This is a genomic window from Myxococcus guangdongensis, from assembly GCF_024198255.1.
Classification (GTDB): domain Bacteria; phylum Myxococcota; class Myxococcia; order Myxococcales; family Myxococcaceae; genus Myxococcus; species Myxococcus guangdongensis.
This window is the reverse complement of the sequence record NZ_JAJVKW010000013.1, coordinates 256,572-278,932: the sequence shown is the minus strand read 5'-3', so window position 1 is coordinate 278,932 and position 22,361 is coordinate 256,572. Positions and strand designations below refer to the sequence as shown.

Below are 22,361 nucleotides of genomic sequence, written 5' to 3'. Positions count from 1 at the left end.
GGCTCTCGCGGCTACTCTTGCAGGTAGCCGGAGGCCTGGATGAAGGCCTTCACCGCGGCGACGTCGCCGTAGTCGAGCTGAATCATCTCCCGGAGGGCCGCGCGCTTGTCGGCGGCCCGCTCGTGGTAGCCCCGGGCAATCTCGTAGCCCACGTAGTAGCCGAGGTCCGACACGCCGAAGGTGTTGGTGGGCGCGTTGTAGAGCCAGTCCTTCGTCGACGCGCCGTCCATCTGCGCCACGAAGTGCTCGCGGACGGCGTCCGCGTGCGCGGGGCCGTAGCGGTACATCTCCAGCGGGGGCCGCTTGCCGGTGACCTGCTCCGCGACGAACTCGGCCACGCCCTCGTAGACGACGCGCGAGGCGAGCACGTCCGCCATGTCGCGCTGCTGGGTGTGCACGTATTCGTGGACGTTGTTCTGGCCGTTGTTGTCGATGGGGCGCGTGGCGAAGAAGGCGCCCAGGCGGGTCTTCATCGGCTCGGGGAGCTCGGACACGTCGACCGACGCGTCCGTGAGGGCAATCTCCGCGCCGATGAGCACCTTGCGGCCGAGCGTCGTCCCGCCGGTGCGCATGGCGCCGATGGCGTAGGTGATGGTGGCGGGCTGGAGCTCGGGGTACAGCTTCCGGAAGGTGGCCAGGTCCTGCTCCAGCGACGAGGCCGCGCTCCGGGCCCGCGCCGTCAACGGGCGGACGGAGGCCCAGTACTTCGGATAGCGGGTGATGACGTCCGCGTAGGCCTGGGCCGTGTAGTCACGCGCCTCCATCAGCGCGTGCAGCCCGGGGCTCCCCGGGTCGATGTAGAGGCGCTGGAGGATGGCGGCGCGCTCGGCGACATCCGGGGTCGCCACCGCGGCGTCGTGGGCCACCCAGAAGCGCTCGATGTCCTCGGTCACCACGGCGGCGGACGCCGCGACGGGCGAGGTGGGGAGGGACGTCTCGGGGGGCTTCAACGTGGGGGCACATCCGGTGAGGAGGGCCGCCAGGACCGCTGTTCTCCACTGCATTCGTTGCTCCAGGAATCCCCTTCGAGGTGTCACCCCTATACCCGGGCTGTGCTGTCTCTGCATGGACGCGCTTCCCGGTGGAGGCGAATCGTGCCGGGGGTGTCAGGAGTTTCGTGGTCTGCTGGCCCTGTCATCGGGAACTTGGAGGAGACATGGCGGCAAGCAAGCGATGGTGGGTGATGGGCCTGCTGGGTGCGTGGGTGGCCTGCCTCGGCTGTGGTGACTCGACGTCAGAGGACGCCTGTGTCGGCCCGCCGCCGGGGGGGGTCGAGTGCAGGACGGGGTGCAGCTACCTGTGCGGACAGCAGTGCGCGGATGTCTGCGCGGCGGGAGGCTGTTGGTCCTGCGTGGCGGGGGTGTGGAGCAACACCGCCATCGACTGCGTCCCTGCGTGCCCCTGAGGGGCGTCATCCCCGAGGCCCATCGTGACGAAGGAGCGCGCCTGCGTCCCTTCGTTTGACGATTTATATGCGCGGTTATATAAGTGGTTAATGGAGAGAGGGCTGGGTACGAGGCTGCGTCACCTGCTGGAGCTGTTGGATGGCGCGGTGGGCGCGGAGTACGAGGCGGACGGGCACACCTATCGGCCGCGCTACACGCCGGTGATGCGGGCGCTCCTGGCGCGGGAGCCGTCGACGCTGGGACAGATTGCCCAGGCGGCGGGAATCACCCAGCCCGCGGCGACGCAGACGGTGACGCTGATGGTGCAGGAGGGGCTGCTCTCGTCAGAGCCGGGGCCCTCCGACGCGCGTCAGCGCTCGATTCGGCTCACGGAGGCGGGGCGGGCGCTGGTGCCCTGGCTGCAGGTGCGGTGGGCCGCGACCGCGGACGCGGCGGCGCGGCTGGACGAGGAGCTGCCCGCGCCCTTGTCGGAGGTGCTCGACGCGGCCATTCGCGCGCTGGAGGCGAAGCCCTTCGGCGCGCGCATCGCGGAGTCGAGGGAGCGGTTGGAGAAGTCGCAGAAGAAATCACGCAAGCCATCGATGCGCTGACAGCGAGAGGAATCATCATGCGGTCTGTTTTTCGTGACGCGAGCGGTGGTGTGCGCAACGGGTGGAAGATTTTGGGCTGCCTCGCGCTCACCGGGGCGTTGCTGGCGGCGTTGTCCTTCGTGCAGGGGCTGTTGCCCAAGTCGGTGCGGTGGTTCTTGCCGGGGGCGCACTGGGCCTTCGCCGCGGCGCTGCTCGCGAGCTGGGCGTGCGTGCGGTGGGAGCGGGAGCCGCTGGCGTCGTTGGGGTTGAAGCTGGATGGGCGGTGGGTCCGTGACATGGTGGTGGGGACGTCGGGCGGCACGGCGCTGCTCGGCAGCGTGGCGGCGGGCGTGTGGCTCGCCGGTGGGTTCGAGCTGACGCGCACGCAGGACGCGGGCCTGGGGCTGGTGCTCCGCGCGGCGTGGATGATGTGGGGCGCGGCGCTGTTCGAGGAGGTGCTGTTCCGGGGCTATGTGTTCCAGCGGCTCATCCGTGGGGTGGGCGAGCGCTGGGCCCAGGGCGTGGTGGCGGTGCTCTTCTGTCTGGCGCACCCGTTCCAGGCCCAGATGAGCGCGAGCACGCAGGCGTTGGCGATGCTCAACACGTTCCTGGCGGGGTTGCTGCTGGGGTTGTGCTACCTGCGGACGCGGAGCCTCGCGTTGCCGGTGGGGGTGCACCTGGGTTGGAACTGGGCGATGAACTGCCTGGGCTTCAGTGTGAGCGGCAACTCGTTCAAGGGCTTCTGGACGCCGGTGTACCTGGACCGCCCGGAGTGGCTCACGGGCGGCGAATACGGGCTGGAGGGCTCCGTCATCGGCGTGGTGCTATTGCTGGTGGCGGTGGTGGCGATGGCGCTCTGGAAGGGCACGGCCTCCGCGGACGTGTCACGAGGCGGGAAGCACGAGGCCGACCAGGCCGTGGGCCACCCAGTGACCTAGCAGCGGGCCCGGCAGGAGGACCCAGAGGCCCGCCGCCACGTAGAGCCATCGTATCCGGAGCGGGGAGCCGCTCCCCAACCTCCTGAAGCCCATCGCGAACAGCACGCCCAGCCCGAGCCCCAACAGCAGCCCCAATCCCAGCCGGGCGAATCCTCCGCCGGCGGTCAGGGCGCCGCCCAGCGTTCCTCCGACGGTGGAGGCAACCAACAACAGGCTCAACATGTCCCACAGGCTCACCATGAATGACCTCGGCGCTGCGAATCATGGCCCCTGACCCGGGTCTAGTTCAGCCCGGGGTGTGAGTGAAGTGGGATGTGCTGGGCGCTCACCCTGTGCAGGGATGGGGCGTGTCGTGCTCGCGGCGTCACAACCCCTGTGCCACGCATTGCACGCCGTGCAGCGGCTCTCCGGGTGCGCGCAATGGGCATACGGATTGCTGTGCGGCCGCCCGTGGCTGGCCGGAGCTCTTTGACCCGGGACGGGATGATGCTTCAGGTGCATGCGCGCGGCTTCGCGGCCACGCTGTTGTGGGGATGGATGGTGCTGTGCGCGGGGTGTGGCTCGGAGGGAGGTGACAGGCGCCCTCCGCCGAAGCCGGGGCCCGAGGTGACGTTGCCGGGAGCGCCGACGGACGTCCAGGCGTTGGCGGGTGTCCGCTCCGCACAGGTGAGCTGGACGGCGCCCAGCTCGAATGGTGGCAGTGCCATCGTGAAGTACACGGTGACGTGCTCCGGAGGTGTCACCACCACGACGACCGGTGCCACGAACGTGGTGGTGTCCGGGCTCGTCGACGGCACGCGCTACACCTTCCAGGTCCGCGCCACCAACGCCGTGGGGGACGGGCCGGAGTCCGGCTCTTCGCCCTCCGTGACGACGCTGTCCCCGCCGGGCGCTCCGCGAATCCTCGACGTCATCCCTGGCAACTCGACGCTGCGGGTGAGCTGGGCGCCGCCCGACGCGGATGGCGGGGCGGGGGTCCCGTCGTATTCCGTCGAGCTCCTCGACGCCGCCACCCCTCGCTCCCAGACGACGATGGACACCGGCGTGGAGCTCACCGGGTTGACGCCGGAGACGGAGTATCAGGTCATCGTCCGCGCGGTGAACGCGGTGGGGATGGGGCCACCCTCGGAGCCCCGGCTGTCGAAGACCCGGTGTGACCACGTCGGCTGGACGAAGCTCCCGTCTGTCCCCGTGGAGGCGGAGCTCCGGGCGCTGGTGGCGGGGGACTTCGACCCGGATGGGAAGCCCGACCTCGCCGGGACCCGGATGGCCGAGACGACCGTGGCGAGCTACCTCGGACAGGGAGAGGGGCGCTTGCGCAAACAGGGCGAGCTCGTCGTCGGCGCGGAGCCCCAGCGACTCCTCACCGGTGATTTCAACGGCGACTCGGTGCTGGACCTGGCGGTGCTCAACACGCGGAGCATGACGGTGAGCGTGCTGCCTGGGTTCGGGGACGGCGCCTTCTCCGCGGGGCGCAGCGCACTCACGGGGGCGGGGCCCTGGTCGATGACGACCGCGGACCTCGATGGTGATGGGGCCCTGGATGTCCTCACCGTCAACACGAGCCTCGCGACGGGAAGCTCGACGCTGAGCTGGATGCAGGGCAATGGATTCGGGTCCCTCACCCGGCAGGACTTCAACCTGTCCTTCGTCGCGCTCACCGTCACCACGGCGGACTTTGATGGGGACGGGCACCTGGATGTGGCGCTCCCCGCGTCGCTCGGCTCCGACGTCTATGTCTACTTCGGCTCGGGGGACAGCAACACGTTCCGCTCCGGCGCTCGCTACTCGGCCCAGAACCAGCCCAAGCACGTGGCGGCGGCGGACTTCAATCACGATGGCAGGGCGGACCTGTTGGTGACCAGCAAGGGCGATGGCTTCAACGCGCCCGCGGTGAGCGTGGGCCTGGGCCGCGGCAACGGCACCTTCGATGCCGCGAAGCGCTTCAACGTGCTGGGCGAGGTCGGGGAGCTGCTCCTGGCGGACTTCGACCGGGATGGCCACCTGGACGTCGCGGTGACGCACGATGCGTCGAAGACCGTCAGCTTCCTACGCGGCCTGGGCGATGGCTCGTTCGCGGCCAGGCAGGACGTGGTCCTGGACGCCATTCCGCGCGGGCTCGCGGCCGGGAACTTCAGCGGTGGTGACAGGCTGGAGTTGATGGTGAGTCAGCTGGGCTCGACGTCCCTCTCGCTGTTGACGACGGCCTGTCTGCCCTGACGTGAAGCTCCGCTCCGGTGCGGTGTGTGCCGGAGCGGAGTCATCCCGGAGCACGGCTTCAGCCCATGTGGCTGCCGTCCCCCTCCTTGTCCCACTGACGTCGCAGCGCGAGCATCGGGTGGGCGAGCAGCCCCGCGATGGAGTCCGCGTAGAACATGCCCTCCGGCGTGAGGTGCGCGACGGGGCCCTCCCTCCGGAGGAGCCGCGCCTCCTCGAACAGCTCGAAGCTGGAGGCGAAGTCCTCGAACGGACTGCTCCCGAAGACGCGCTCGTACGCGGCGCCGTCAATCCGGAGTCGGGCCAGGTTGCGCGTGAGGTGGAGCAGGCTCAGGTCCAGGGGCAGGTAGCTGAACGTGGTGGCGACCGCGCGCTGGTACTCGGTCATGGCGCGGCTGTAGCCGTCGCTCGTCGGTTGGTTCATCCACTTGATGGCGCGGACCACGGGCTTCGGGTCCGCGCGGGTGAAGGTGGAGAGGGCGCCCGGGCCGAAGCCCAGCGCATCCCGGTGCTCGGGGTCGAAGCTCGCGAGCTCATACGTGAAGCGCCGAGGGGTGCTCGCGACCTCCGCCCGCTCGAAGTTGGTGAGCGTGGTCTGCACATAGCCCTGCTCCAGCAGCAGGTCGCGGACGGCCAGCCAGGTCTCCACCGCCTTGTCCCCCGTGGGCATCGCGTCGAGCAGGCCCACGTTCCTCGCCCACACGGTGGGGAGCTTCTCCGTGAGGACCAGGTTGTAGACGCAGACCTGGTCGAGTCCGAGCGAGACGGCCTTGCGCACGTCCTCCAGCGCGTGTTGGAGCGAGGCCCCTGGCAGGTTGAAGAGCATGTCCGCGGAGACGGTGAACCCGCGTCGATGCGCGCCCTCGATGACCCGACGGATGTCGCCCTCGTCCCCGAAGGCGTCGCGTCCCATGCGCTTGAGCCAACCCGGGTCGAAGGTCTGGACGCCCATGCTCAGACGCCGGTGCCGGACGCCGGCCCCCGCCAGCAGGTCGAGGAGGGCTTCGTCATGGAGCAGGAAGTACCGGGGGACGCCCTCGAGCGTGAGCTCCGCGCCGCGCAGGTCGAAGGCGCTCCCGAGCGCGGAGAGGAGGCGCTCGAATCCTTCGGGCGGCGTCAGGTTGGCCGTGCCTCCACCGAAGTAGACCGCGTCGATGGTGCGCGCCTTCAGCGATGGATGCCTTCGGACGGTGCGCTCGATTTCGATGGCGACCTGCTCGACGGTGCGCCGCATGGGGCCGTTGGCGAGCTTTTCGTGGGGAAAGGTGCAGAAGCCGCAGCCCTTCACCTTGGGATTGCAATAGGTGTGGGGAAGCACGCCGATGATGAGCGACCGGGAGGGGTCGACGTCGAACTCGTGGAGCGGGTCATGGGCGACATGTGCTTCCTCCATGACAGGGGCCATGGGGTAGCCCTGCAGCAGGCGATGCCGCTGGGGGCGTGACATCCGGCGTCGCAGCTCGAGGCTCAATTCCTCCCGAGACATCTCGGGGCTGGGAAAGGGGGCGGGGCTCACGTGACATCCTCCAGGGTGACGACACGAAGAAGCGCTGATGCCGAGCAGGGGAACAGGTAATCCACCGAGGACTTCCGTGCCACCGAGTCAGCGCCTGGGACAGGAGGTTCGACGTGGACGGTGACATTTGTCATCGGGTAGAGGTTGCTCCTGGAACCACATCGGGGTGCTGCGTGCGAATCCAGGGGATGACCGGGCTGGCGGTGGTGATGACTGTCGCCCCCTCCGTGCAGAAGAAGTGGAGCGCCAGTCATCTGGAGGGAGGGCGTGGTCCTGTCGTGGAGCTGCTCTTCGACCTGGTCGAGCGCCCCCTGTTCGACATGGCAGCCACCCTCAATCCCGTCGAGCTGCGCGGCGCCGTTCCCGACGCCGAGGCGCCGGAGCTGCGCGCGTTGCTCGAGTCGATGCTCGATTTGACGGTGAAGTTGGGCGGGAGGGGCACGCTGGCGGAGTTCGCCCTCGACGGTGAGGTGCGGTGCTTCCTGTGGGAGGGGAGCCAGCGGGCGCTCCCGGTTCCCCATGAGGACCGTCGGGTGAAGACGGACTTCGTCCTGCTCCAGAAGGACCTCCGGGAAGAGGTGCTCCGGTACGAGCCACCCGAACCCGAGGTGGGCAACCTGCGTTGTTCGTGTGGCGCTCCCGTCTCGCCGGACGACGAAACCTGTCGGGCCTGCAAGCGCGACTTCACCGCGCCGCTGGGCATCGAGTCACGTCCCGAGGACCCTGAGCACCTTCGGCCCCTTCGTACCCGGCTGATGGAGTTGAACGTGCGGCTGCCGGACAAGGACGTGTTCCGGGCCAACGTGTTCCGGCCGAGCAACGCCTTCGAGATGCTGACGCTCGAGGAGCTGCTTCCCGAGGCGGGGCTGGAGCTGACCGAGCCGGGCGAGCTGCGTCGGCGCGTGGAGCTGCTCCAGGAGGTCGAGCAGTGGCCCAAGCGCTACCGTCTCCCCGGAGTGCCGGCCACTTCGGCCTTCGCTTCGTGGTGCGATGCCCTGGCGGCGCTGAAGAAGCCCGCCGTGAGCAAGGTCCTGGAGCAGCTGGCCCGGGAGCAGGAGCCTCGCTTCAAGGAGATCGCCGACATCGTCCCGGATGCGCCGGGCTGGCATGCCGCGGGGGAGCTCAGCTTCAGCTCATTGCCCATCCTGTTCGAGTACAAGCGTGAGCAGATCCTCGATGCGCTGGACTTCGTCCGTCGCTTCGCGGGAGCGCGTGTCGCGCTGTCCGAGCGGTTTCTGGGTGTCTTGCTGCGCATCGCGCCCGAGCGCGCCCTGGAGAAGGAGCGCAAGCCCCACTGAGGCGCGAGAAGCCGGATGTGCGGACCGAGCGCGACGACTGAGGTGTGGCCTCGCCGCGAAGTGGCGGTGGCACCCGCGTAGGGGACTCTCCATGACGACCCTGTCACGAAAGGGCGCGACCCGCTTCACGCCTCCAGAGGGAGCGGACCCTGCGCCCGATTTTGCAGTGAGGCCCCGGCTCATTGTCGAAGGGGGTTCTCATGCGGTGGTTTCGCGCGTTGACACTGGGTGGTTTGACGTGGGTGGTCGGCTGTACCGAGAGCAAGGTCGCGGATGACCTGGACATCGTCCTCAAGGGGCGCGTGGTCGACGAGGCCGGCGCGGCGCTGCCCGAGGCGATGCTGAAGGTCTACCGCAGCGACAACTCGTCGTGTGCGTTCGCGGGGTTCACGGCGAGCTGGAAGTCGGTGAAGGCCCGCACGGATGGCACGTTCGAGTTGGACTTGCTGGGCGCGGACACGCGAAACGGGAGCATCGCGCGCTGCTTCGTCCTCCGCTCGCCGACGCAGCGTGAGGGGCGGAGCGTCTCCGCGGCCTTCCTCATCCAGGAGTCGGAGGTCGCGCTGCCCGTGCTGCAGGAGTGGACCGGTTCGATGTCGGCCACCGAGGAGGCGGGAGGGCTGAGCGTGGGGTTCCGCTCCCTGCGCGCGACGCACGGACTGGAGAGCGATGCGCACGTGCTGTCGGTGCGCCGCTCCCTGCGTGAGGCCTGGCGCGTGTCGGAGGCCGCCTCGCCCGTTCGCTTGAGTGACGCCGTCCTCGAGGACGCGGAGGGGCTGGAGGCCTTCGTCAGCGTCGAGCGTGACGCGCGGGCGGGCTCGGAGTCGGTGCGGGTCACCTACGTCAGCGATGAGCGGGCCCTGCCTCGCCGGACGCTCGTGCCCGTGAGCCGTGGCGCCACGTGCACGTACCTGAACGCGGAGACGCCGTGCCGACTCACCCAGGGAGAGCTGGATGGGCTCGTGCTCTTCCAGACGGGTGTCCAGGAGGTCGTGGTGCAACTGGCGAGGCCCGTGGTGCCGCGCAAGGCGGTGCTGCGCAACTTCGAGGTGTCCGGCGCCATGAGCGAGCTGGTGCTGGAGGGCAGCGCCGACGGCGCCCAGTGGGTGCCCCTGGCCAACCTGCTCGAGGGCACGGGCGCGCGGCCCTTCGTGGAGGTGGACCTCACGGGCACGACGTCCGTGTCCCGGGTCCGTGTCCGCGCGGTGCCGCGCGAGACGACGGGACAGCTGCGCTCGCTGGGACAGCTCTCCCTGTTCGAGTAGCGATGGAGGGAGAGGTGCGCGGCGGACCGCGTCTTGTCATGCTCTGTTAATTCGTGATTTGCGAGAGTTGCTCGGCTGTTGGTGCCAGGCCGGGCAACCCCCTCCGGACCGGGAGCCGAACGTGAAGCCTCCTTTCCTTCGACGTGTCCTCGAGAAGACCCTCGCGACCTCCGCCGGGTCGCTCGCCGTGGTGGCCTCATTGAGTTGTTCGGGGGGTGGGCCTGAGGCGCAGGACGCATCATCCGCCTTGGCGCGGAGCGCGCTGTCGCCAGCCATCGTCGAGCAGGGCATGGTGCCTCCCCTGACGAACTGGAACCTGGCCACGGCCGCCCAGCGCACGCCGAACACGGAGATGCCGTTCTTCGCCGTCGAGAAGTTCGATGTCGACAACTACGCCGACATCATCTTCGAGGAGAGCCTCAACCCGCGCGCCCAGATTCTCCGGCGCTCGCACACGACGGTGAATTGCTACAGCGGGGGCTGTGCCCGCTTCGACGTGCGGCCCGGCTACGTGGCGCAGGGCGACACCGGCATCCTGCTCAACCACCAGAACGGTCAGCGGGCGAACGTGGGCTACATGGTTTATTACGGGCGCGACTGGCCCGCGACGATGCGCGGCGCGGGCCACAAGCACGTGCTGGTCTACGACGACGTCTCCAACGGCGGCAGGAACATCCGGCCGATGGTGACCGAGAGCGGACTCGAGACGAACGCGGGTGCGTACGCCTATCGCGGCTTTCGTGCCTGCAACAACGCCGCGGGCATCTGCGCCGATGAGTTCAGCTCCCACTGGGCGCCGTCCACGCCGACCACGTCGCACGCCTTCAAGATGGAGCAGTTCCTGGAGCAGTGGCTCTACGTGGAGTTCGAGGTCGTCATCGGCGGCCTCAACACGCTCTACATCTGGTCGCGGGACGGGCGGCTCCAGCACCGCATCGGCTTCTGCAACGGCGGAGTCACCACCGAGGGCTGGGACTGCCGCAACCTCAACGTCGCCGCGCAGCCGCTCGACTACAGCCGCATCCTGGCCTACTTCGGAGACCGCCCGAACAACGCCATCACCACGAACAGCTACGTGTTGATCGACAACATCCGCGTCGGCGATGCGTTCATGGGGCCGCCGGCCGGCTTCATCCAGACGCCCTGAGTCCCGGGCGGGGCGCACCGGCCGCCCCGAGGGCCCCGGTGCGCCCGAGGACGTCGTGGCAGCTCAGCTCGCGCGTGTCGAGGGTGCGACGGGGAGGCTCGACAGGATGCTCAGCGCCTCGGGTCCACCGAAGACGGACGCGGGCACGCCGAGGACACCTTGCTCCAGCAGCGCGTCAAACGAGCACTGTGACGTGGCGAAGTAACCGACACAGCGCGAGGCCCTCAGCCCGGGCCTTCGGGAGGTGAGGGCGTCCAGGGCGCGCGCGTGCTCGGCGAGGCGTGCCCGGACCTCGGCGGGACGCGCTGCGTGTTCGGTGAGGGCCGCGTAGCCGATGCGCAGCTTGCCCTCGTCCTTCGGCAGCGGCGCGAAGGCGGCGCGCATGTCCTCGCGCCACCGAGACGGCGTGATGCACAGCCCCGCATGGTCCGGGATGAGCCAGCCCTTCGACAGGGAGACGAGGACGAACGCGAGCTCCTCCTGTATGAGCCGCAGGACCCACGGAGTCGGGGGCGTCGCGTACGCGGAGTCGATGAGCAGCACCCGCTTCCCCGGCTCGGCGCGAACCCACGCTTCCACCTGCTCGGCCTCCTCGCGTCCGGGCTCGCGGCCCCAGGGCTTGAGCGGCTCGCACAGCAGGAGCGCGTCGCAGTCCTCGAGGACGGGCAGGCCCTCGCGCGCGGAGAAGCGAACGACCTGGGCGCCTGCTTCCTCTGCGAGCTGCTGGTACACCGGGTACACATCCTCGGGGACGCCGAGGCGCGCCTGCCGGGACGCGAGCCAGCCGAACAGCGCACGCAGCGAGCGCCGCACCCCGTGACTGACCTGGGTCCGCGCCTTGAGCCCCGCCTCGAGCCCGAGGTGCGAGAGATAACGCTCGGCGAGGTGACACCGGTACGGAGCCTCCGCGTGGGTCGACGGTTCGATGGGGGCGAAGGCGGGCGCGAGGCTCCGGTAGACGTTGAGCTCCGCCAGGTCGATGAGCTCGGGCCGCTTCGCGCGCCACGTGCCTCGCAGCGCGAGGAAGTCCTCGTGTCTCATCCGCGCAGCTCCGAGGTGGGGTCCTCGAGCGAGGCGAGGCAGGCCCCATCGCTCATGAGGTTCCACGAGCGGACCCTCCGGTGCGTCCGCTCCCAGCCGACGGAGGGCTCCGTGTAGGCCGCGACGCGCAGCACACGTCCGGCGATTTCTCCCTCGAACACGGGGCTGCCCCACGGCAGCGCGTCGACCTGCGTGAACCCTCCGGTGTCCATGGCTCGGAGTACCACTTCGAGCGGCACCTGATGCTCCGCGCAGAACTGGTTCGCGGCGCTCGGCGCCCACGTGTTCTCGGAGAGGCTGGAGACGTAGAGCTCCTTGAAGCAGACCTCGTGGAACCCGTCGCGCGCGCTGCGCTCCAGGTAGGCGAGGACCTTGGGGACGTCATCCACCCCACCGCGCTGGAGGACGCAGATGGCGCGGCTGCGCAGCCCGAAGGCCCGCGCGAGCGCCCCCGAGTCCACCGACAGACCCATGATGCGCGCGTCGTCCTCGCGCGTGACGCCGTGGCGACTGACGGCCAGCGTGGTGAGGCCCTCGTCGCGCAGGGCGTGCAGTTGTCCCGCGTCCAGGCGCGCGCCGTTGGTGATGAGGAGCGTCTTCGGGAAGCGCTCGGCGAGGCCGCGCACCAGCGAGCGCAGCTGCCCGGGGGCCAGCAAGGTGGGCTCGCCTCCACCGGTGATGACCGCGCGCTCCGCCCCTCGCGCCCGGGCGAGGTCCGCCCAGTGCAGCTGATGCTCGAGGGACGCGCTGCGCTGTCGTGCCAGGTCGGAGACGCTGGCCTTCGAGAAGCAGAACGCGCACTTCGCCTGACAGGCCTTCGCCACGGGCAGCACCGAGAAGGAGCGAGGGCGGCAGTCGGCCCACGACGCGAGCCCCGTGTCGTCCAGCTGGAACGCCTGCGCGGTGACCTCCTCGTGGAGGGTGGGGCGCAGCGTGCCGTCGTCCTCGACCCACGCGACGCCGCTCAAGGGGACCTCGGGCGAGGGCCATCGCCAACCGATTCCCGTGCCGGTGGTGTCATTGGGACGCATCGCTCGTGTGCCCGACGTCGGCAGCCGGGCGCGCAGCGCGACGACGCGGTCCTTCGCGCGGCCGAGCTTCGCGACCAGCCGCCGCGCCTTCTCGAGCCCCGGCGTCCACGGCTCGTCTTCCCTCAACATGTAGAACGCGTCGGGGAACGTCGACTCGGCGATGGACGCTTTCGAGTACCGCATGCGGTAGCGATCGAATCCGCGGAGCCAGTTCGAGAGCGGAATGAAGGCGACGAAGGCGGTGTCCATGACGCTGTCACTCTCCCAGTGTTCAAGCTTCGTGTCAAATTGACACAAAGCACGGGCCAGGGAGGGAGCGCCTGACAGGTTGCCTTGAGTGTTCGGGTGGGCACCTCTACGGTGGGCGGATGAGGACCGTGGGAGACTGGAAGACGCGGCTGCGTGCCGCGCTCAAGGATGCGTTGCGAGACAGGAACGCGCCGGCGGTGGCGGTGCTGCGGGAGACGCTGGCGGCCCTCGACAACGCCGAGGCGGCGGACCTGAGCGTCGCGCCCAAGGCCGTCACGGGGGTCGTCGCGGGTGGAGTGGAGGGGCTGGGGAGTGGAGACGTGCCGCGTCGGCTCCTGTCTCCGGAGGCGGTGGAGGCCCTCCTCCAGAAGGAGCTCCAGGAGCGACGGGACGCGGAGGCCCTCTACGTCCAGCTGGGCAAGCACGAGGAGGCAACGACGCTGCGGGCCCAGGTGGAGGTGCTCGTCACGTTGCGGGCGGAGCCCACGGGCGACTGACCTGCGTCAGCGCATGCCATCCAGGAGCCCGGCGAGCGCCTCCGGCTGGGATGCGAACGGCGAGTGGGAGGACTCCAGGGACTCGACGGTGAAGACGTTGCCCGGCGTGAGGGCATCGGCCTCGCGAATCATCAGGTCCTGGAGCGCCGGAGCGAGGGCGCGGTCCTGGGTGCAGCGGATGTAGCCGCGAGGAACCCGGCCCCAGCGCTCCTTCGTCGCGCCCGTCTTGGAGGTCCAGAGCGACAAGGGCAGGTCGGGCGTCAGGCTGAGCGCGAAGGGCAGGAAGCCCGCCGTGGGCACGTCCTGGTAGTACGCCGCGCGCAGGGCCTCCAGGTATCCGGCATCGCCGCGCGGGTTGATGCGCACCGCGCCCAGCTTCGCCGGGTCCCCGACGAACAGCGTCTCGCCATAGCCCGTGCGCGCCTCGGGCAGCGCTCCGTAGGCGCTGGCGCTCCCCAGTCTCAGGGGGCAGAACGCGCTCAGGTAGACGAGCCGGTCGATGAGCTGGGGCGCCAGCTCCGCCGCGCGGGTGATGACGGCGCCGCCCACGCTGTGCCCCACGAGCACGGGCTTCGTGCCGCCCTGACGCAGCTTCTCCAGCGCGGAGACCACGGCGGTGGCGCAGTCCTCCAGCGTGATGTCCGCCTGCGCCGAGCGCTCCTCACGGAAGCGCGCCGTGGCGCCTTCCACGTAGCTCGAGGGGAAGCGCGCGTTGAGCCCATGACCGGGCAGGTCGATGGCCACGACGCGGTGGCCCCGGGCGACGAGCGCCTCGGTGACACGCGCCCAGTGGAGGGCGTTGTGCCAGGCGCCGTGCACCAGCAGGAAGGTGCGATGCGGACGCTTGCCCCGCTCGGTCGAAGCGGCGAGGGCACCTCGCAGCGGGAGCATCCCCGCCCCCGCGAGGGCGGTCTTCATCAGGTCGCGACGATTCATGGGTTCCTCACTTGATGGCGCGCACGGGCCGGACGTTGGCGCCGAGCGCGCTGGCGAGCCGCTCCCGGCGCTCCGAGAGCGTGCGGAGTTGTTGGTCGAGCTCCGCCAGTCGCGCGAGGTGGAGCTCGAGCGCTCGCGGACAGATGGCGGCCGTGATTTCACGGAGCATGCAGGGCGGAAAGGTGGAGATGTCCACGAGCGCGAAGCCCTGCCGGATGAAGTGGGCCACCTGAATCACCTGGGACACCGCGTCCGCATCGAAGTCCCGGTAGCCGTTGGCCCGGCGACTCGACGCGAGCAGCCCCGCCTTCTCGTAGTGGCGGATGGAGCGCGCGCTGCAGCCCGTGCGACGGGCGAGTTCTCCGATGTTCATCCGGCTCTCCTGGACTCGAACGCTAGCCCCTGACACCAGTGGCAAGGTCAAGGCCTCCTGTTAACGGGCCGAGGAGCTTTGTGCTGGAGGGGAGGTTGCGCTGGCCGCCTCGCCGTGGTTCGTTCGGCCCAGACGCCCAGGAGGTTCCCGCGTGCTGCAACTGCGCCCCGGCTGTGAGTGTTGTGACCGTGACCTGCCGCCCGACGCTCCGGACGCGTTCATCTGCACCTTCGAGTGCACGTTCTGCGCGGACTGCGTGACGGAGCGCTTGAAGGGCATCTGCCCCAACTGCGGTGGTGGCTTCACGCCGCGTCCGCGCCGGCCCGCCAACAAGCTCGCCATGTTCCCCGCGTCCACGGTGCGGGTGTTCAAGCCGGAGGGCTGCGCTCCACGCTGAGGCGCTGTGGGCCGGAGCCGTCAGCGGGACTTCGGCTTCCAGCGCTCGACCATCAGGTCGATGAGGCACCGCACCTTGGCGGGCAGGTGCGTCTTGCTCGGGTAGAGCGCGGTGATGCGCACTGTGCCCGTCTCCACGGAGGGCAGCAGCGCCCGGAGACGTCCTCGCGCCAGGTCCGCGTCGACGAGGAAGCCAGGCAGGAACGCGATGCCCATCCCGGCGACCGCGGCGTCACGCAGCGCCTCGCCGCTGTCGAGCCGGAGGCGGCTGCGTCCCTCCACGTGGACCCAGGCGCCCCCGTGCTCGCGCAGGCGCCAACGCTGTCTGCGCGCGCGGCTGCTGAAGAACAGGCAGTCATGGCCCGCCAACTCCTCCAGCGTCCGAGGCTCGCCCCGCGCCGCGAGGTAGGTGGGGGAGGCGCAGAGGATGGCGGGGTACTGGGCCACGAGCCGGGAGACCAGGCGCGTGTCCGTATGCGTCGCCTGGATGCGCACGGCGAGGTCGTAGCCCTCCTCGATGACGTCCGCGACGCGGTCGCTGAAGCTCACCTCCGCCTGCACCTCGGGCCACATTCGCAGGTAGTCCCGCAGCACGGGGAGCACCAGCAGTCGGCCGAACGCGTCGGGCACGGTGAGGCGCAGGACGCCGCGCGGAGTCCCCGTGTGCTGGCCGACGCTGGCCTCCGCTTCGTCCAGTGCGGCGAGGACCTGCAGGCAGTGCTCATGGAAGACGCGGCCGTCGTCGGTGAGGCTCACGTGGCGCGTGGTGCGGTGGAGCAGGCGCACCCCGAGCCGTGACTCCAGCCGGGCCAGCGCCTTGCCCGCGGCCGAGCGCGTCAGGCCGATGGCCCGTCCCCCCGCGACGAAGCTGCCCGCGTCCACGACGGCCATGAAGGCGAGGATTTCGTCGAGGCTGGCGCGCTTCATGGGCTTCGTGATTGTAGCGAGCCCATCGCTGGAGTGGGGAATGCCGTTCGTCAATCCTGCCGGTATAGGGGTATGAACTTCACCACTCACAGGAGAACCCCATGCCCGTCACGCTGCTCAATCCCGATGGAATGATGAAGCCGGAGATGTACCACCAGGTGTCCATCGCCACGGGCACCCGGCAGGTCCACATCGCCGGCCAGGTCGCCTACGACGCCGAGGGGAAGCTCGTCGCGCGAGGAGACCTGGCGGGACAGGTGGCGCAGTCGCTGCGCAATGTCGGCATCGCGCTCGCGGCGGCGGGCGCCACGTTCAGCGACGTCGTCCGCTTGAGGTTCTACGTGGTCGGCTGGAAGCCCGAGCAGCTCTCCGCTTTCGGCGCGGGCGTTCAGCAGGTCGCACAAGAGCTGAAGTTCGTCCCGGCGCCGGCCTCGTTGATTGGCGTCAGCGTGCTCTTCGAGCCGGACATCCTCGTGGAGGTGGAAGCCACCGCCGTCCTGCCCTGAGCCGTGACCGCTGGCTCCGGAGCGCAAGGCTCCGTGTCCCTCACGTCGGGAGCACGGAGCCTTCGTGGGCGTCAGCGACTACGAGCGCCGCGCCGCGCGCTTTGGAGCGGCATCGACCTTCGAACTCGCGGTCCCGCCGACATACGCCGCCAGGTGCTTGCCGGTCAGCGTGGCCTTCGCGGAGACAAGCTCCGTCGGCGGCCCCTGGAACACGATGGTCCCACCGTCGTGCCCCGCGCCCGGCCCCAGGTCGATGATCCAATCCGCGTGCGCCATGACGGCCTGGTGGTGCTCGATGACGATGACCGACTTGCCCGAGTCGACCAGCCGGTCCAGCAGCCTCAAGAGATTCTCCACGTCTGCCAGGTGCAGGCCCGTGGTCGGCTCGTCGAGCACGTAGACGCCGCCCTCCTCACCCATGTGCGTCGCGAGCTTCAGCCGCTGCCGCTCGCCACCCGACAGCGTGGTGAGGGGCTGGCCGAGCCGCAGGTAGCCGAGCCCCACGTCGTCCATCCGCTTCAGGATGTCATGCGCGGCCGGCGTGCGCGCCTCCTTGGAGCCGAAGAAGCTCGCCGCGTCCTTGACCGGCAGGTCGAGCACCTCCGCGATGTTGAGCGCGCCCAACCGGTACTCCAGCACCGCCGCCTGGAAGCGCTTGCCCTCGCACTCCTCGCAGAGCGTGCTGACGCCCGCCATCATCGCCAGGTCCGTGTAGATGACCCCGGCGCCGTTGCACGTGGGGCAGGCGCCCTCCGAGTTCGCGCTGAACAACGTGGGCTTCACCCCGTTCGCCTTGGCGAAGGCCTTGCGAATCGGGTCCAGCAGGCCCGTGTAAGTCGCGGGGTTGCTGCGCCGCGAGCCGCGAATCGCGCTCTGGTCGACCGTCACCACGCCTTCCCGGCCCGACACCGAGCCGTGAATCAGCGAGCTCTTCCCCGAGCCCGCGACGCCCGTCACCACCACCAGCACCCCCAGCGGGATGTCCACGTCGACGCCCCGCAGGTTGTGTGCCTTCGCCCCGCGCACCTTCATCGTCCCCGTCGGCTTTCGCACCGAGGGCTTCAAGGTGGCGCGGTAGCCCAGGTGTCGTCCGGTGAGCGTGTCGCTGGCGCGCAGGCCGTCGACCGTGCCCTCGAACACCACCCTGCCACCGGCGGTTCCGGCGCCGGGACCGATGTCGACGACGTGGTCCGCGATTTCGACGACCTCCGGCTTGTGCTCGACGACCAGCACGGTGTTGCCCTTGTCGCGCAGCCGCAGCAGCAAGTCGTTCATCCGCTGGATGTCATGCGGATGCAGTCCGACGGTCGGCTCGTCGAACACGTACGTCACGTCGGTGAGCGAGGAGCCCAGGTGGCGAATCATCTGGATGCGCTGGGACTCGCCGCCCGACAGCGTCCCCGACGGACGGTCCAGGCTGAGATAGCCCAACCCAATCTCCACGAACGAGTCGAGCGTCTGGCGCAGCGAGGCCAGCAGCGGCGCGACGGAGGGCTCGTTCAAGTCGCGCACCCACTCGGCCAGCTCATTCACCTGCATCGCGCACGCCTCGGCGATGTTGATGCCCTTCACCTTGGAGGACCGGGCGGCCGCGTTGAGCCGGGTGCCGCCGCACTCGGGGCAGGGCGTGAACGTCACCGCGCGCTCCACGAAGGCGCGGATGTGCGGCTGCATCGCCTCCTTGTCCTTGGACAGGACCGACTTCTGGATGCGGGGGACCAGGCCCTCGTAGGTGAGGTTCAGGCTCTCGAACTTCACCTTGGTGGGTTCCTTGTAGAGGAAGTCCTCGAGCTCCTTCTTCGTGTACTTGCGGATGGGCTTGTCCGGGTCCAGGAAGCCCGAGTTCGCGTAGATGCGCACCTGCCACCCGTCGGCGTTGTAGCCGGGGATGGTGAGCGCGCCTTCATTGAGCGACTTGGAGTCGTCGTAGAGCTGGCGCAGGTCGATGTCCGTCACCGAGCCCATGCCCTCGCAGCGGGGACACATGCCGCCGGAGAGGGTGACCACGCGCTCCTCGACCTGACCCTCGCCCTTGTCGACGGTGATCTGCCCCGACGCGCGCGCCGACGGGATGTTGAAGGAGAACGCGTTGGAGGAGCCGATGTGCGGCTTGCCCAGGCGGCTGAACAGCACCCGCATCCTCGCGTTGGCGTCCGTCGCGGTGCCGACGGTGGAGCGGGAGTTGGCGCCCATGCGCTCCTGGTCGACGATGATGGCCGTCGTCAGGCCCTCCAGCACGTCGACCTCGGGCCGGCCCAGCGACGGCATGAAGCCCTGGACGAACGCGCTGTAGGTCTCGTTGATCATCCGCTGGGACTCGGCCGCGATGGTGCCGAAGACCAGCGACGACTTGCCCGAGCCCGACACGCCGGTGAACACCGTCAGCCGGCGCTTGGGTATCTCGACGCTCACGTCCTTGAGGTTGTTCTCCCTGGCGCCCCGGACGCGGATGAGGTCGTGGCGGTCCGCGGGATGCGCGGGGGTGGAGTGCTTGGGCTCGGTCATGACAGGGGCACCGACGGCGAACGGGTGGGGTGTGGGGACGACAGGGGCGCGCGGGCTCGGTCAGCCCTGGCTGATGCGGATGAGGTTGCCGGCGGGGTCTCTCACGGCGCAGTCGCGCACGCCCCAAGGCTGGTTCGTGGGCTCCTGCACCACGTCCGCACCCGAGGCGCGCAGCTTCTCGAAGGTCTCCGTGAGGTTCTTGCTGCTGAAGAGCGCGCCGCCCAGCGTGCCCTTGGCGAGCAGGCGCGCGATGGCGTCACCATCCTCCTTCGTGCGCCCGGCGTGCGGCTGGCTCAGGACGACCTGGATGTCCGGCTGCGCGGGAGGGGAGAGGGTGAGCCACCGGAACGCCTCGTGGGAGACATCGCCGATGAGCTTCAGGCCCAGCAGGTCGCGGTAGAACGGCAGCGCCTTGTCCGGGTCGTCGACAATCAGGTGAACGGTCGTGAGCTTGAGGGTCATGGCTCCACTGTGGGTCAACGGGTGGGAGGGTGCTTCTCGAATCCTGCTCGGCGCGGGCGCGTCCGCTCCTTCTGGATGCAGGCGGGCAGCACCTGGTCCTCGGTGTGCTCCTTCGCGCGGTAGTCCGACGGCGGCATGCCCACCAGCCGGGTGAAGCTCGCGCTGAACGAGCCCAGCGAGGAGCAGCCCACCGCCATGCACACGTCGGTGACGCTCTGGTCCCCGCGCCGCAAGAGCGCCATGGCGCGCTCGATGCGCCGGGTCATCAGGTAGGCGTAGGGGCTCTCGCCGTATTCCTTCCGGAAGCGGCGTGAGAAGTGGGCCGGAGACATGGCGGCCTCCCGGGCCACCGACTCCACGGTGAGTGGACTGTCGAACTCACGGTCCATGAGGTCTCGGGCGCGCCGCAGTCGCACGAGCTCCGCGAGCTCGCACGCCACGTCATCTGGGGTGGCCATGGCGCCGGAGGCTACGTCGCGCGAGCGGCAACCCGAAGCCCAAACCCGAGCCTCTCCTGACAAGGTCCTGTCATATTTTAGTATATGCCTTGACGGGTATATGAATCGATGGGTATATATCCGGCATGGAATCCTCGTTCGGAATCATCGCGGAGCCCAACCGGAGGAGCATCCTCAGCCTGCTGGCTGCGTCGGAGTGCTCCGTCGGTGAGATCGAGCGGGAGCTGCGGATGTCGCAGCCCTCGGTGTCCAAGCACCTGCGGGTGCTGCGTGAGGCGGGCTTCGTGGAGTCCCGCGTCGAGGCCCAGCGACGCGTCTACCGGCTGCGGCCCGAGCCGCTCATGGAGGTCGACGAGTGGCTGACGCCGTTCCGTCGCTTCTGGACGGCCCATGTCGACGCGCTCGAGCGCCATCTGGACCGGATGGAGCAGACCTCCAGCAAAGGAAAGAAGCGATGACTCACCGTGCGAAGTACACGCCCGGCCGCGCGGCCGGAGCCCACATCCAGAAGGAGGCCGAGCGCTGGACGCTCGTGCTCGTGCGCGACCTGCGCCACCCGCCCGCGAAGGTCTGGGACGCGCTCACGGACCCCGAGCAGCTGCGGGAGTGGGCGCCGTTCGATTCGGACCGGAGCCTGGGCGCGGTGGGCACCGCGATGCTCACCACGGTGGGCGCGCCCAAGCCGCTCGTCGCCGAGACGCAGGTGAAGCGGGCCGAGGCGCCGAAGCTGCTGGAGTACACCTGGGGTGGGAACGACGTGCGCTGGGAGCTGGAGCCGCGCGAGAGTGGCGGCACGCGGCTGACGCTCTGGCACAACATCCACCGGGGCTTCATCGCGATGGGCGCTGCGGGCTGGCACGTCTGCTTCGACGTGTTGGAGGGGCTGCTGTCGGGCGAGCCGCTGGGTCGCCTGGTCGGCCCGGAGGCGATGCGGTTCGAGGGTTGGCAGCGGCTGCACGCCGAGTACGCGGAGCAGTTCGGAGTCGAGGTCCCTGGACGTCCTTCTTCCCCGAGGAGCGGAACATGACGCGCTCGAAGAGAATCACCATCGGCTTCTGGGTTGTCACCGCGGTGTTCTGCCTGCAGATCGGCTTCACCGCGTATGCGCAGCTGAGCCTGCCGCAGGTGGCGGAGGCGTTCACCCACCTGGGCTTCCCCGACTACTTCCGGCAGGAGCTGTCGTGGGCGAAGCTCGTCGGGGTGTTGCTGCTGCTCGCGCCCGTGCCGGCGCGGCTCAAGGAGTGGGCCTACGCGGGGTTCGCCATCAACCTGGCCTCCGCGTTCATCGCGCATCGCGCGGTGGGGGATGGTCCGGAGGCGTGGGGTTGGGTGGTGGGGACCAGCGTGCTCTGGGGGTTGTCGTACTTCTTCTGGCGCCGTCTGCAGGCGGCGCCGGTCTCGGCCCAGGCGCCGGTGCTGGCCGGAGGTCACTCATGAAGAAGGGAGAGGGGCAGGCGAGCGGGGAGGTCGCGTCGCGACTCATCGACCAGCGCATCCTCGACCTGGAGGACTGGCGGGGGGAGACCCTGGCGCGGATGCGGAAGCTGATTCTCGAGGCCGTCCCGGAGACGACCGAGGAGTGGAAGTGGGGCATTCCGGTGTGGTCTCACAACGGGATTGTCACGACGGGGGAGTCGTACAAGAAGGTCGTGAAGCTCACCTTCATCAAGGGCGCCCACGTCCCCGACCCGACGGGCATCTTCAACTCCAGCCTGGAAGGCAACGCGCGCAGGGCCATCGACATCCGTGAAGGGGAGAAGGTCGACGCGAGCGCGTTCAAGGCGCTGGTGAAGGCCGCCGTGGCCCTGAATGGCGCGGCGAAGAAGAAGGCCCCGGCGGTGAAGAAGGCCGCGCCGGTGGCGAAGAAGGCGGCGGCGGTGAAGAAGGCCCCGGTGGCGCGAAAGAAGAGCGCCGTGAAGAAGGTCGCGACGCCCAGCGGTGCGAAGGCGAAGAAGCGATAGGGTTCGGGGCGTGATGGCGCCCCATCCCCGTCATCCAGGAGTGAGCACCATGGTTGGCAAGACGGCCCGGAAGCCCGCGGCGAAGAAGACCACGGCGAAGAAGACCACGGCGAAGAAGGCCACAGGTCGCAAGGTGACGTCCGCGCCCACGGCGAAGAAGGCCACGACGAAGAAGGCCACAGGTCGCAAGGCGACGTCCGCGCCCACGAAGAAGAAGACGACGGGTCGCAAGGCGACCTCGGCGCCGGCGAAGGCGCCAGTCCTCCTCTCCGGGGGCAATCCGCAGATCGCGAAGGGTTACGGTGAGGAGCCCATCCAGGCCTACATCGCGGCGATGCCGGGCTGGAAGCGCGAGGTCGGTGCCCGTCTCGACGCGCTCATCTCGCGCACCGTCCCGAGCGTGTCCAAGGCGGTGAAGTGGAACTCGCCGATGTACGGCGTCGAGGGGCAGGGCTGGTTCCTCGGCATCCACTGCTTCGCGAAGTACATCAAGGTGGCCTTCTTCCGGGGCACGTCGTTGCGTCCCGTGCCTCCGGGTGAGTCGAAGAGCCAGGACACGCGCTACCTCGACATCCGCGAGGGCGACGCGTTCGACGAGGCCCGCTTCGTCTCCTGGGTGAAGCAGGCCAGTCAGCTCCCAGGCGAACGGATGTAAGTCGTTGC

25 protein-coding genes are annotated in these 22,361 nt (G+C 69.3%); 15 read left to right on the top strand and 10 right to left on the bottom strand.

All coding sequences use genetic code 11. The features are described 5' to 3' along the window. Positions 1-11 precede the first annotated feature (11 nt). On the bottom strand, positions 12-1,004 hold the full coding sequence (locus LXT21_RS34010) for a hypothetical protein (RefSeq protein ID WP_254042387.1): 993 nt from the start codon (positions 1,002-1,004) through the stop codon (positions 12-14). A 152-nt stretch (positions 1,005-1,156) separates the two neighbouring features. Between LXT21_RS34010 and LXT21_RS34005 the strand changes: the two genes are divergently transcribed. From LXT21_RS34005 to LXT21_RS33990, 4 genes are all read left to right on the top strand, one after another. Then, positions 1,157-1,405, top strand: coding sequence for a hypothetical protein (locus LXT21_RS34005; RefSeq protein ID WP_254042386.1), 249 nt, complete (start codon positions 1,157-1,159; stop codon positions 1,403-1,405). Between the two features lie 90 nt (positions 1,406-1,495). Beyond that, on the top strand, positions 1,496-1,996 hold the full coding sequence (locus LXT21_RS34000; RefSeq protein ID WP_254042385.1) for a MarR family winged helix-turn-helix transcriptional regulator: 501 nt from the start codon (positions 1,496-1,498) through the stop codon (positions 1,994-1,996). A gap of 17 nt (positions 1,997-2,013) precedes the next feature. Next, complete coding sequence (locus LXT21_RS33995; protein WP_254042384.1) at positions 2,014-2,913, top strand: CPBP family intramembrane glutamic endopeptidase; 900 nt, start codon at positions 2,014-2,016, stop codon at positions 2,911-2,913. A 483-nt stretch (positions 2,914-3,396) separates the two neighbouring features. Then, on the top strand, positions 3,397-5,133 hold the full coding sequence (locus tag LXT21_RS33990) for an FG-GAP-like repeat-containing protein (RefSeq protein WP_254042383.1): 1,737 nt from the start codon (positions 3,397-3,399) through the stop codon (positions 5,131-5,133). Positions 5,134-5,191: 58 nt separating this feature from the next. Here LXT21_RS33990 and LXT21_RS33985 read toward each other — a convergent pair whose 3' ends face one another. Then, positions 5,192-6,577 carry a radical SAM protein gene (locus tag LXT21_RS33985; RefSeq protein ID WP_254042382.1) on the bottom strand — a complete coding sequence of 462 codons (1,386 nt, stop codon included), beginning with the start codon at positions 6,575-6,577 and terminating at the stop codon, positions 5,192-5,194. 278 nt (positions 6,578-6,855) lie between these two features. On the opposite strand from LXT21_RS33985, the gene LXT21_RS33980 reads away from it, so the two are divergent. From LXT21_RS33980 to LXT21_RS33970, 3 genes are all read left to right on the top strand, one after another. Further along, entirely contained in the window at positions 6,856-7,944 is a 1,089-nt protein-coding gene (locus tag LXT21_RS33980) for a hypothetical protein (RefSeq protein ID WP_254042381.1), read from the top strand. Positions 7,945-8,144: 200 nt separating this feature from the next. Next, a complete protein-coding gene (locus LXT21_RS33975) occupies positions 8,145-9,209 on the top strand; it encodes a hypothetical protein (protein WP_254042380.1) in 1,065 nt (354 codons plus the stop codon). 247 nt (positions 9,210-9,456) lie between these two features. Then, positions 9,457-10,356 carry a hypothetical protein gene (locus LXT21_RS33970; protein ID WP_254042379.1) on the top strand — a complete coding sequence of 300 codons (900 nt, stop codon included), beginning with the start codon at positions 9,457-9,459 and terminating at the stop codon, positions 10,354-10,356. 63 nt (positions 10,357-10,419) lie between these two features. Here LXT21_RS33970 and LXT21_RS33965 read toward each other — a convergent pair whose 3' ends face one another. Next, complete coding sequence (locus LXT21_RS33965) at positions 10,420-11,397, bottom strand: aminotransferase class I/II-fold pyridoxal phosphate-dependent enzyme (RefSeq protein WP_254042378.1); 978 nt, start codon at positions 11,395-11,397, stop codon at positions 10,420-10,422. Then, positions 11,394-12,677 (bottom strand): radical SAM protein, encoded by a 1,284-nt coding sequence (locus tag LXT21_RS33960; RefSeq protein WP_254042377.1) that lies wholly within the window; start codon positions 12,675-12,677, stop codon positions 11,394-11,396. The genes LXT21_RS33965 and LXT21_RS33960 overlap by 4 nt, the downstream gene beginning before the upstream one ends. Positions 12,678-12,796: 119 nt before the next feature. Here LXT21_RS33960 and LXT21_RS33955 point away from each other — a divergent pair, with 119 nt between their 5' ends. Next, positions 12,797-13,174 (top strand): GatB/YqeY domain-containing protein, encoded by a 378-nt coding sequence (locus tag LXT21_RS33955; RefSeq protein ID WP_254042376.1) that lies wholly within the window; start codon positions 12,797-12,799, stop codon positions 13,172-13,174. A gap of 6 nt (positions 13,175-13,180) precedes the next feature. On the opposite strand, the gene LXT21_RS33950 is transcribed toward LXT21_RS33955, so the two are convergent. Continuing rightward, positions 13,181-14,110, bottom strand: coding sequence for an alpha/beta fold hydrolase (locus tag LXT21_RS33950; protein ID WP_254042375.1), 930 nt, complete (start codon positions 14,108-14,110; stop codon positions 13,181-13,183). A gap of 7 nt (positions 14,111-14,117) precedes the next feature. Next, positions 14,118-14,483, bottom strand: coding sequence for a MerR family DNA-binding transcriptional regulator (locus tag LXT21_RS33945; RefSeq protein ID WP_254042374.1), 366 nt, complete (start codon positions 14,481-14,483; stop codon positions 14,118-14,120). A 151-nt stretch (positions 14,484-14,634) separates the two neighbouring features. Between LXT21_RS33945 and LXT21_RS33940 the strand changes: the two genes are divergently transcribed. Then, complete coding sequence (locus LXT21_RS33940; protein ID WP_254042373.1) at positions 14,635-14,880, top strand: DUF1272 domain-containing protein; 246 nt, start codon at positions 14,635-14,637, stop codon at positions 14,878-14,880. 20 nt (positions 14,881-14,900) lie between these two features. On the opposite strand, the gene LXT21_RS33935 is transcribed toward LXT21_RS33940, so the two are convergent. Further along, complete coding sequence (locus LXT21_RS33935) at positions 14,901-15,806, bottom strand: LysR family transcriptional regulator (RefSeq protein ID WP_254042372.1); 906 nt, start codon at positions 15,804-15,806, stop codon at positions 14,901-14,903. Between the two features lie 101 nt (positions 15,807-15,907). Between LXT21_RS33935 and LXT21_RS33930 the strand changes: the two genes are divergently transcribed. Beyond that, positions 15,908-16,312, top strand: a complete 405-nt coding sequence (locus LXT21_RS33930; RefSeq protein WP_254042371.1) for a RidA family protein — start codon at positions 15,908-15,910, stop codon at positions 16,310-16,312. Positions 16,313-16,390: 78 nt separating this feature from the next. On the opposite strand, the gene LXT21_RS33925 is transcribed toward LXT21_RS33930, so the two are convergent. Genes LXT21_RS33925 through LXT21_RS33915 form a run of 3 tightly spaced genes read right to left on the bottom strand, consistent with a single transcriptional unit; the run spans position 16,391 to position 19,737 of the window. Further along, positions 16,391-18,817, bottom strand: coding sequence for an ATP-binding cassette domain-containing protein (locus LXT21_RS33925; protein ID WP_254042370.1), 2,427 nt, complete (start codon positions 18,815-18,817; stop codon positions 16,391-16,393). A gap of 60 nt (positions 18,818-18,877) precedes the next feature. Further along, positions 18,878-19,279 (bottom strand): VOC family protein, encoded by a 402-nt coding sequence (locus tag LXT21_RS33920; RefSeq protein ID WP_046711974.1) that lies wholly within the window; start codon positions 19,277-19,279, stop codon positions 18,878-18,880. Positions 19,280-19,293: 14 nt separating this feature from the next. Further along, on the bottom strand, positions 19,294-19,737 hold the full coding sequence (locus LXT21_RS33915; RefSeq protein ID WP_254042369.1) for a helix-turn-helix transcriptional regulator: 444 nt from the start codon (positions 19,735-19,737) through the stop codon (positions 19,294-19,296). 125 nt (positions 19,738-19,862) lie between these two features. Here LXT21_RS33915 and LXT21_RS33910 point away from each other — a divergent pair, with 125 nt between their 5' ends. The 5 genes from LXT21_RS33910 to LXT21_RS33890 are packed head-to-tail and all read left to right on the top strand — an operon-like array spanning position 19,863 to position 22,353. Beyond that, entirely contained in the window at positions 19,863-20,195 is a 333-nt protein-coding gene (locus LXT21_RS33910) for an ArsR/SmtB family transcription factor (protein WP_254042368.1), read from the top strand. Next, complete coding sequence (locus tag LXT21_RS33905) at positions 20,192-20,764, top strand: SRPBCC family protein (protein ID WP_254042367.1); 573 nt, start codon at positions 20,192-20,194, stop codon at positions 20,762-20,764. The genes LXT21_RS33910 and LXT21_RS33905 overlap by 4 nt, the downstream gene beginning before the upstream one ends. Further along, positions 20,761-21,174: a DoxX family protein gene (locus LXT21_RS33900; protein ID WP_254042366.1), complete on the top strand. Its 414-nt coding sequence runs from the start codon at positions 20,761-20,763 to the stop codon at positions 21,172-21,174. Before LXT21_RS33905 ends, LXT21_RS33900 begins: the two co-directional genes overlap by 4 nt. Continuing rightward, entirely contained in the window at positions 21,171-21,698 is a 528-nt protein-coding gene (locus LXT21_RS33895) for a DUF1801 domain-containing protein (RefSeq protein ID WP_407667079.1), read from the top strand. Before LXT21_RS33900 ends, LXT21_RS33895 begins: the two co-directional genes overlap by 4 nt. 49 nt (positions 21,699-21,747) lie before the next feature. Then, a complete protein-coding gene (locus LXT21_RS33890) occupies positions 21,748-22,353 on the top strand; it encodes a DUF1801 domain-containing protein (protein ID WP_254042365.1) in 606 nt (201 codons plus the stop codon). The last annotated feature ends 8 nt before the right edge of the window (positions 22,354-22,361 follow it).

Excerpts from the sequence above, each read along its gene's own strand:
- LXT21_RS34010 (WP_254042387.1), bottom strand. The coding sequence starts at position 1,004 with ATGCAGTGGAGAACAGCGGTCCTGGCGGCCCTCCTCACCGGATGTGCC.
- LXT21_RS34005 (WP_254042386.1), top strand. The coding sequence starts at position 1,157 with ATGGCGGCAAGCAAGCGATGGTGGGTGATGGGCCTGCTGGGTGCGTGG.
- LXT21_RS34000 (WP_254042385.1), top strand. The coding sequence starts at position 1,496 with ATGGAGAGAGGGCTGGGTACGAGGCTGCGTCACCTGCTGGAGCTGTTG.
- LXT21_RS33995 (WP_254042384.1), top strand. The coding sequence starts at position 2,014 with ATGCGGTCTGTTTTTCGTGACGCGAGCGGTGGTGTGCGCAACGGGTGG.
- LXT21_RS33990 (WP_254042383.1), top strand. The coding sequence starts at position 3,397 with ATGATGCTTCAGGTGCATGCGCGCGGCTTCGCGGCCACGCTGTTGTGG.
- LXT21_RS33985 (WP_254042382.1), bottom strand. The coding sequence starts at position 6,577 with ATGTCACGCCCCCAGCGGCATCGCCTGCTGCAGGGCTACCCCATGGCC.
- LXT21_RS33980 (WP_254042381.1), top strand. The coding sequence starts at position 6,856 with ATGACTGTCGCCCCCTCCGTGCAGAAGAAGTGGAGCGCCAGTCATCTG.
- LXT21_RS33975 (WP_254042380.1), top strand. The coding sequence starts at position 8,145 with ATGCGGTGGTTTCGCGCGTTGACACTGGGTGGTTTGACGTGGGTGGTC.
- LXT21_RS33965 (WP_254042378.1), bottom strand. The coding sequence starts at position 11,397 with ATGAGACACGAGGACTTCCTCGCGCTGCGAGGCACGTGGCGCGCGAAG.
- LXT21_RS33960 (WP_254042377.1), bottom strand. The coding sequence starts at position 12,677 with ATGGACACCGCCTTCGTCGCCTTCATTCCGCTCTCGAACTGGCTCCGC.
- LXT21_RS33955 (WP_254042376.1), top strand. The coding sequence starts at position 12,797 with ATGAGGACCGTGGGAGACTGGAAGACGCGGCTGCGTGCCGCGCTCAAG.
- LXT21_RS33950 (WP_254042375.1), bottom strand. The coding sequence starts at position 14,110 with ATGAATCGTCGCGACCTGATGAAGACCGCCCTCGCGGGGGCGGGGATG.
- LXT21_RS33945 (WP_254042374.1), bottom strand. The coding sequence starts at position 14,483 with ATGAACATCGGAGAACTCGCCCGTCGCACGGGCTGCAGCGCGCGCTCC.
- LXT21_RS33935 (WP_254042372.1), bottom strand. The coding sequence starts at position 15,806 with ATGAAGCGCGCCAGCCTCGACGAAATCCTCGCCTTCATGGCCGTCGTG.
- LXT21_RS33930 (WP_254042371.1), top strand. The coding sequence starts at position 15,908 with ATGCCCGTCACGCTGCTCAATCCCGATGGAATGATGAAGCCGGAGATG.
- LXT21_RS33925 (WP_254042370.1), bottom strand. The coding sequence starts at position 18,817 with ATGACCGAGCCCAAGCACTCCACCCCCGCGCATCCCGCGGACCGCCAC.
- LXT21_RS33920 (WP_046711974.1), bottom strand. The coding sequence starts at position 19,279 with ATGACCCTCAAGCTCACGACCGTTCACCTGATTGTCGACGACCCGGAC.
- LXT21_RS33915 (WP_254042369.1), bottom strand. The coding sequence starts at position 19,737 with ATGGCCACCCCAGATGACGTGGCGTGCGAGCTCGCGGAGCTCGTGCGA.
- LXT21_RS33910 (WP_254042368.1), top strand. The coding sequence starts at position 19,863 with ATGGAATCCTCGTTCGGAATCATCGCGGAGCCCAACCGGAGGAGCATC.
- LXT21_RS33905 (WP_254042367.1), top strand. The coding sequence starts at position 20,192 with ATGACTCACCGTGCGAAGTACACGCCCGGCCGCGCGGCCGGAGCCCAC.
- LXT21_RS33900 (WP_254042366.1), top strand. The coding sequence starts at position 20,761 with ATGACGCGCTCGAAGAGAATCACCATCGGCTTCTGGGTTGTCACCGCG.
- LXT21_RS33895 (WP_407667079.1), top strand. The coding sequence starts at position 21,171 with ATGAAGAAGGGAGAGGGGCAGGCGAGCGGGGAGGTCGCGTCGCGACTC.
- LXT21_RS33890 (WP_254042365.1), top strand. The coding sequence starts at position 21,748 with ATGGTTGGCAAGACGGCCCGGAAGCCCGCGGCGAAGAAGACCACGGCG.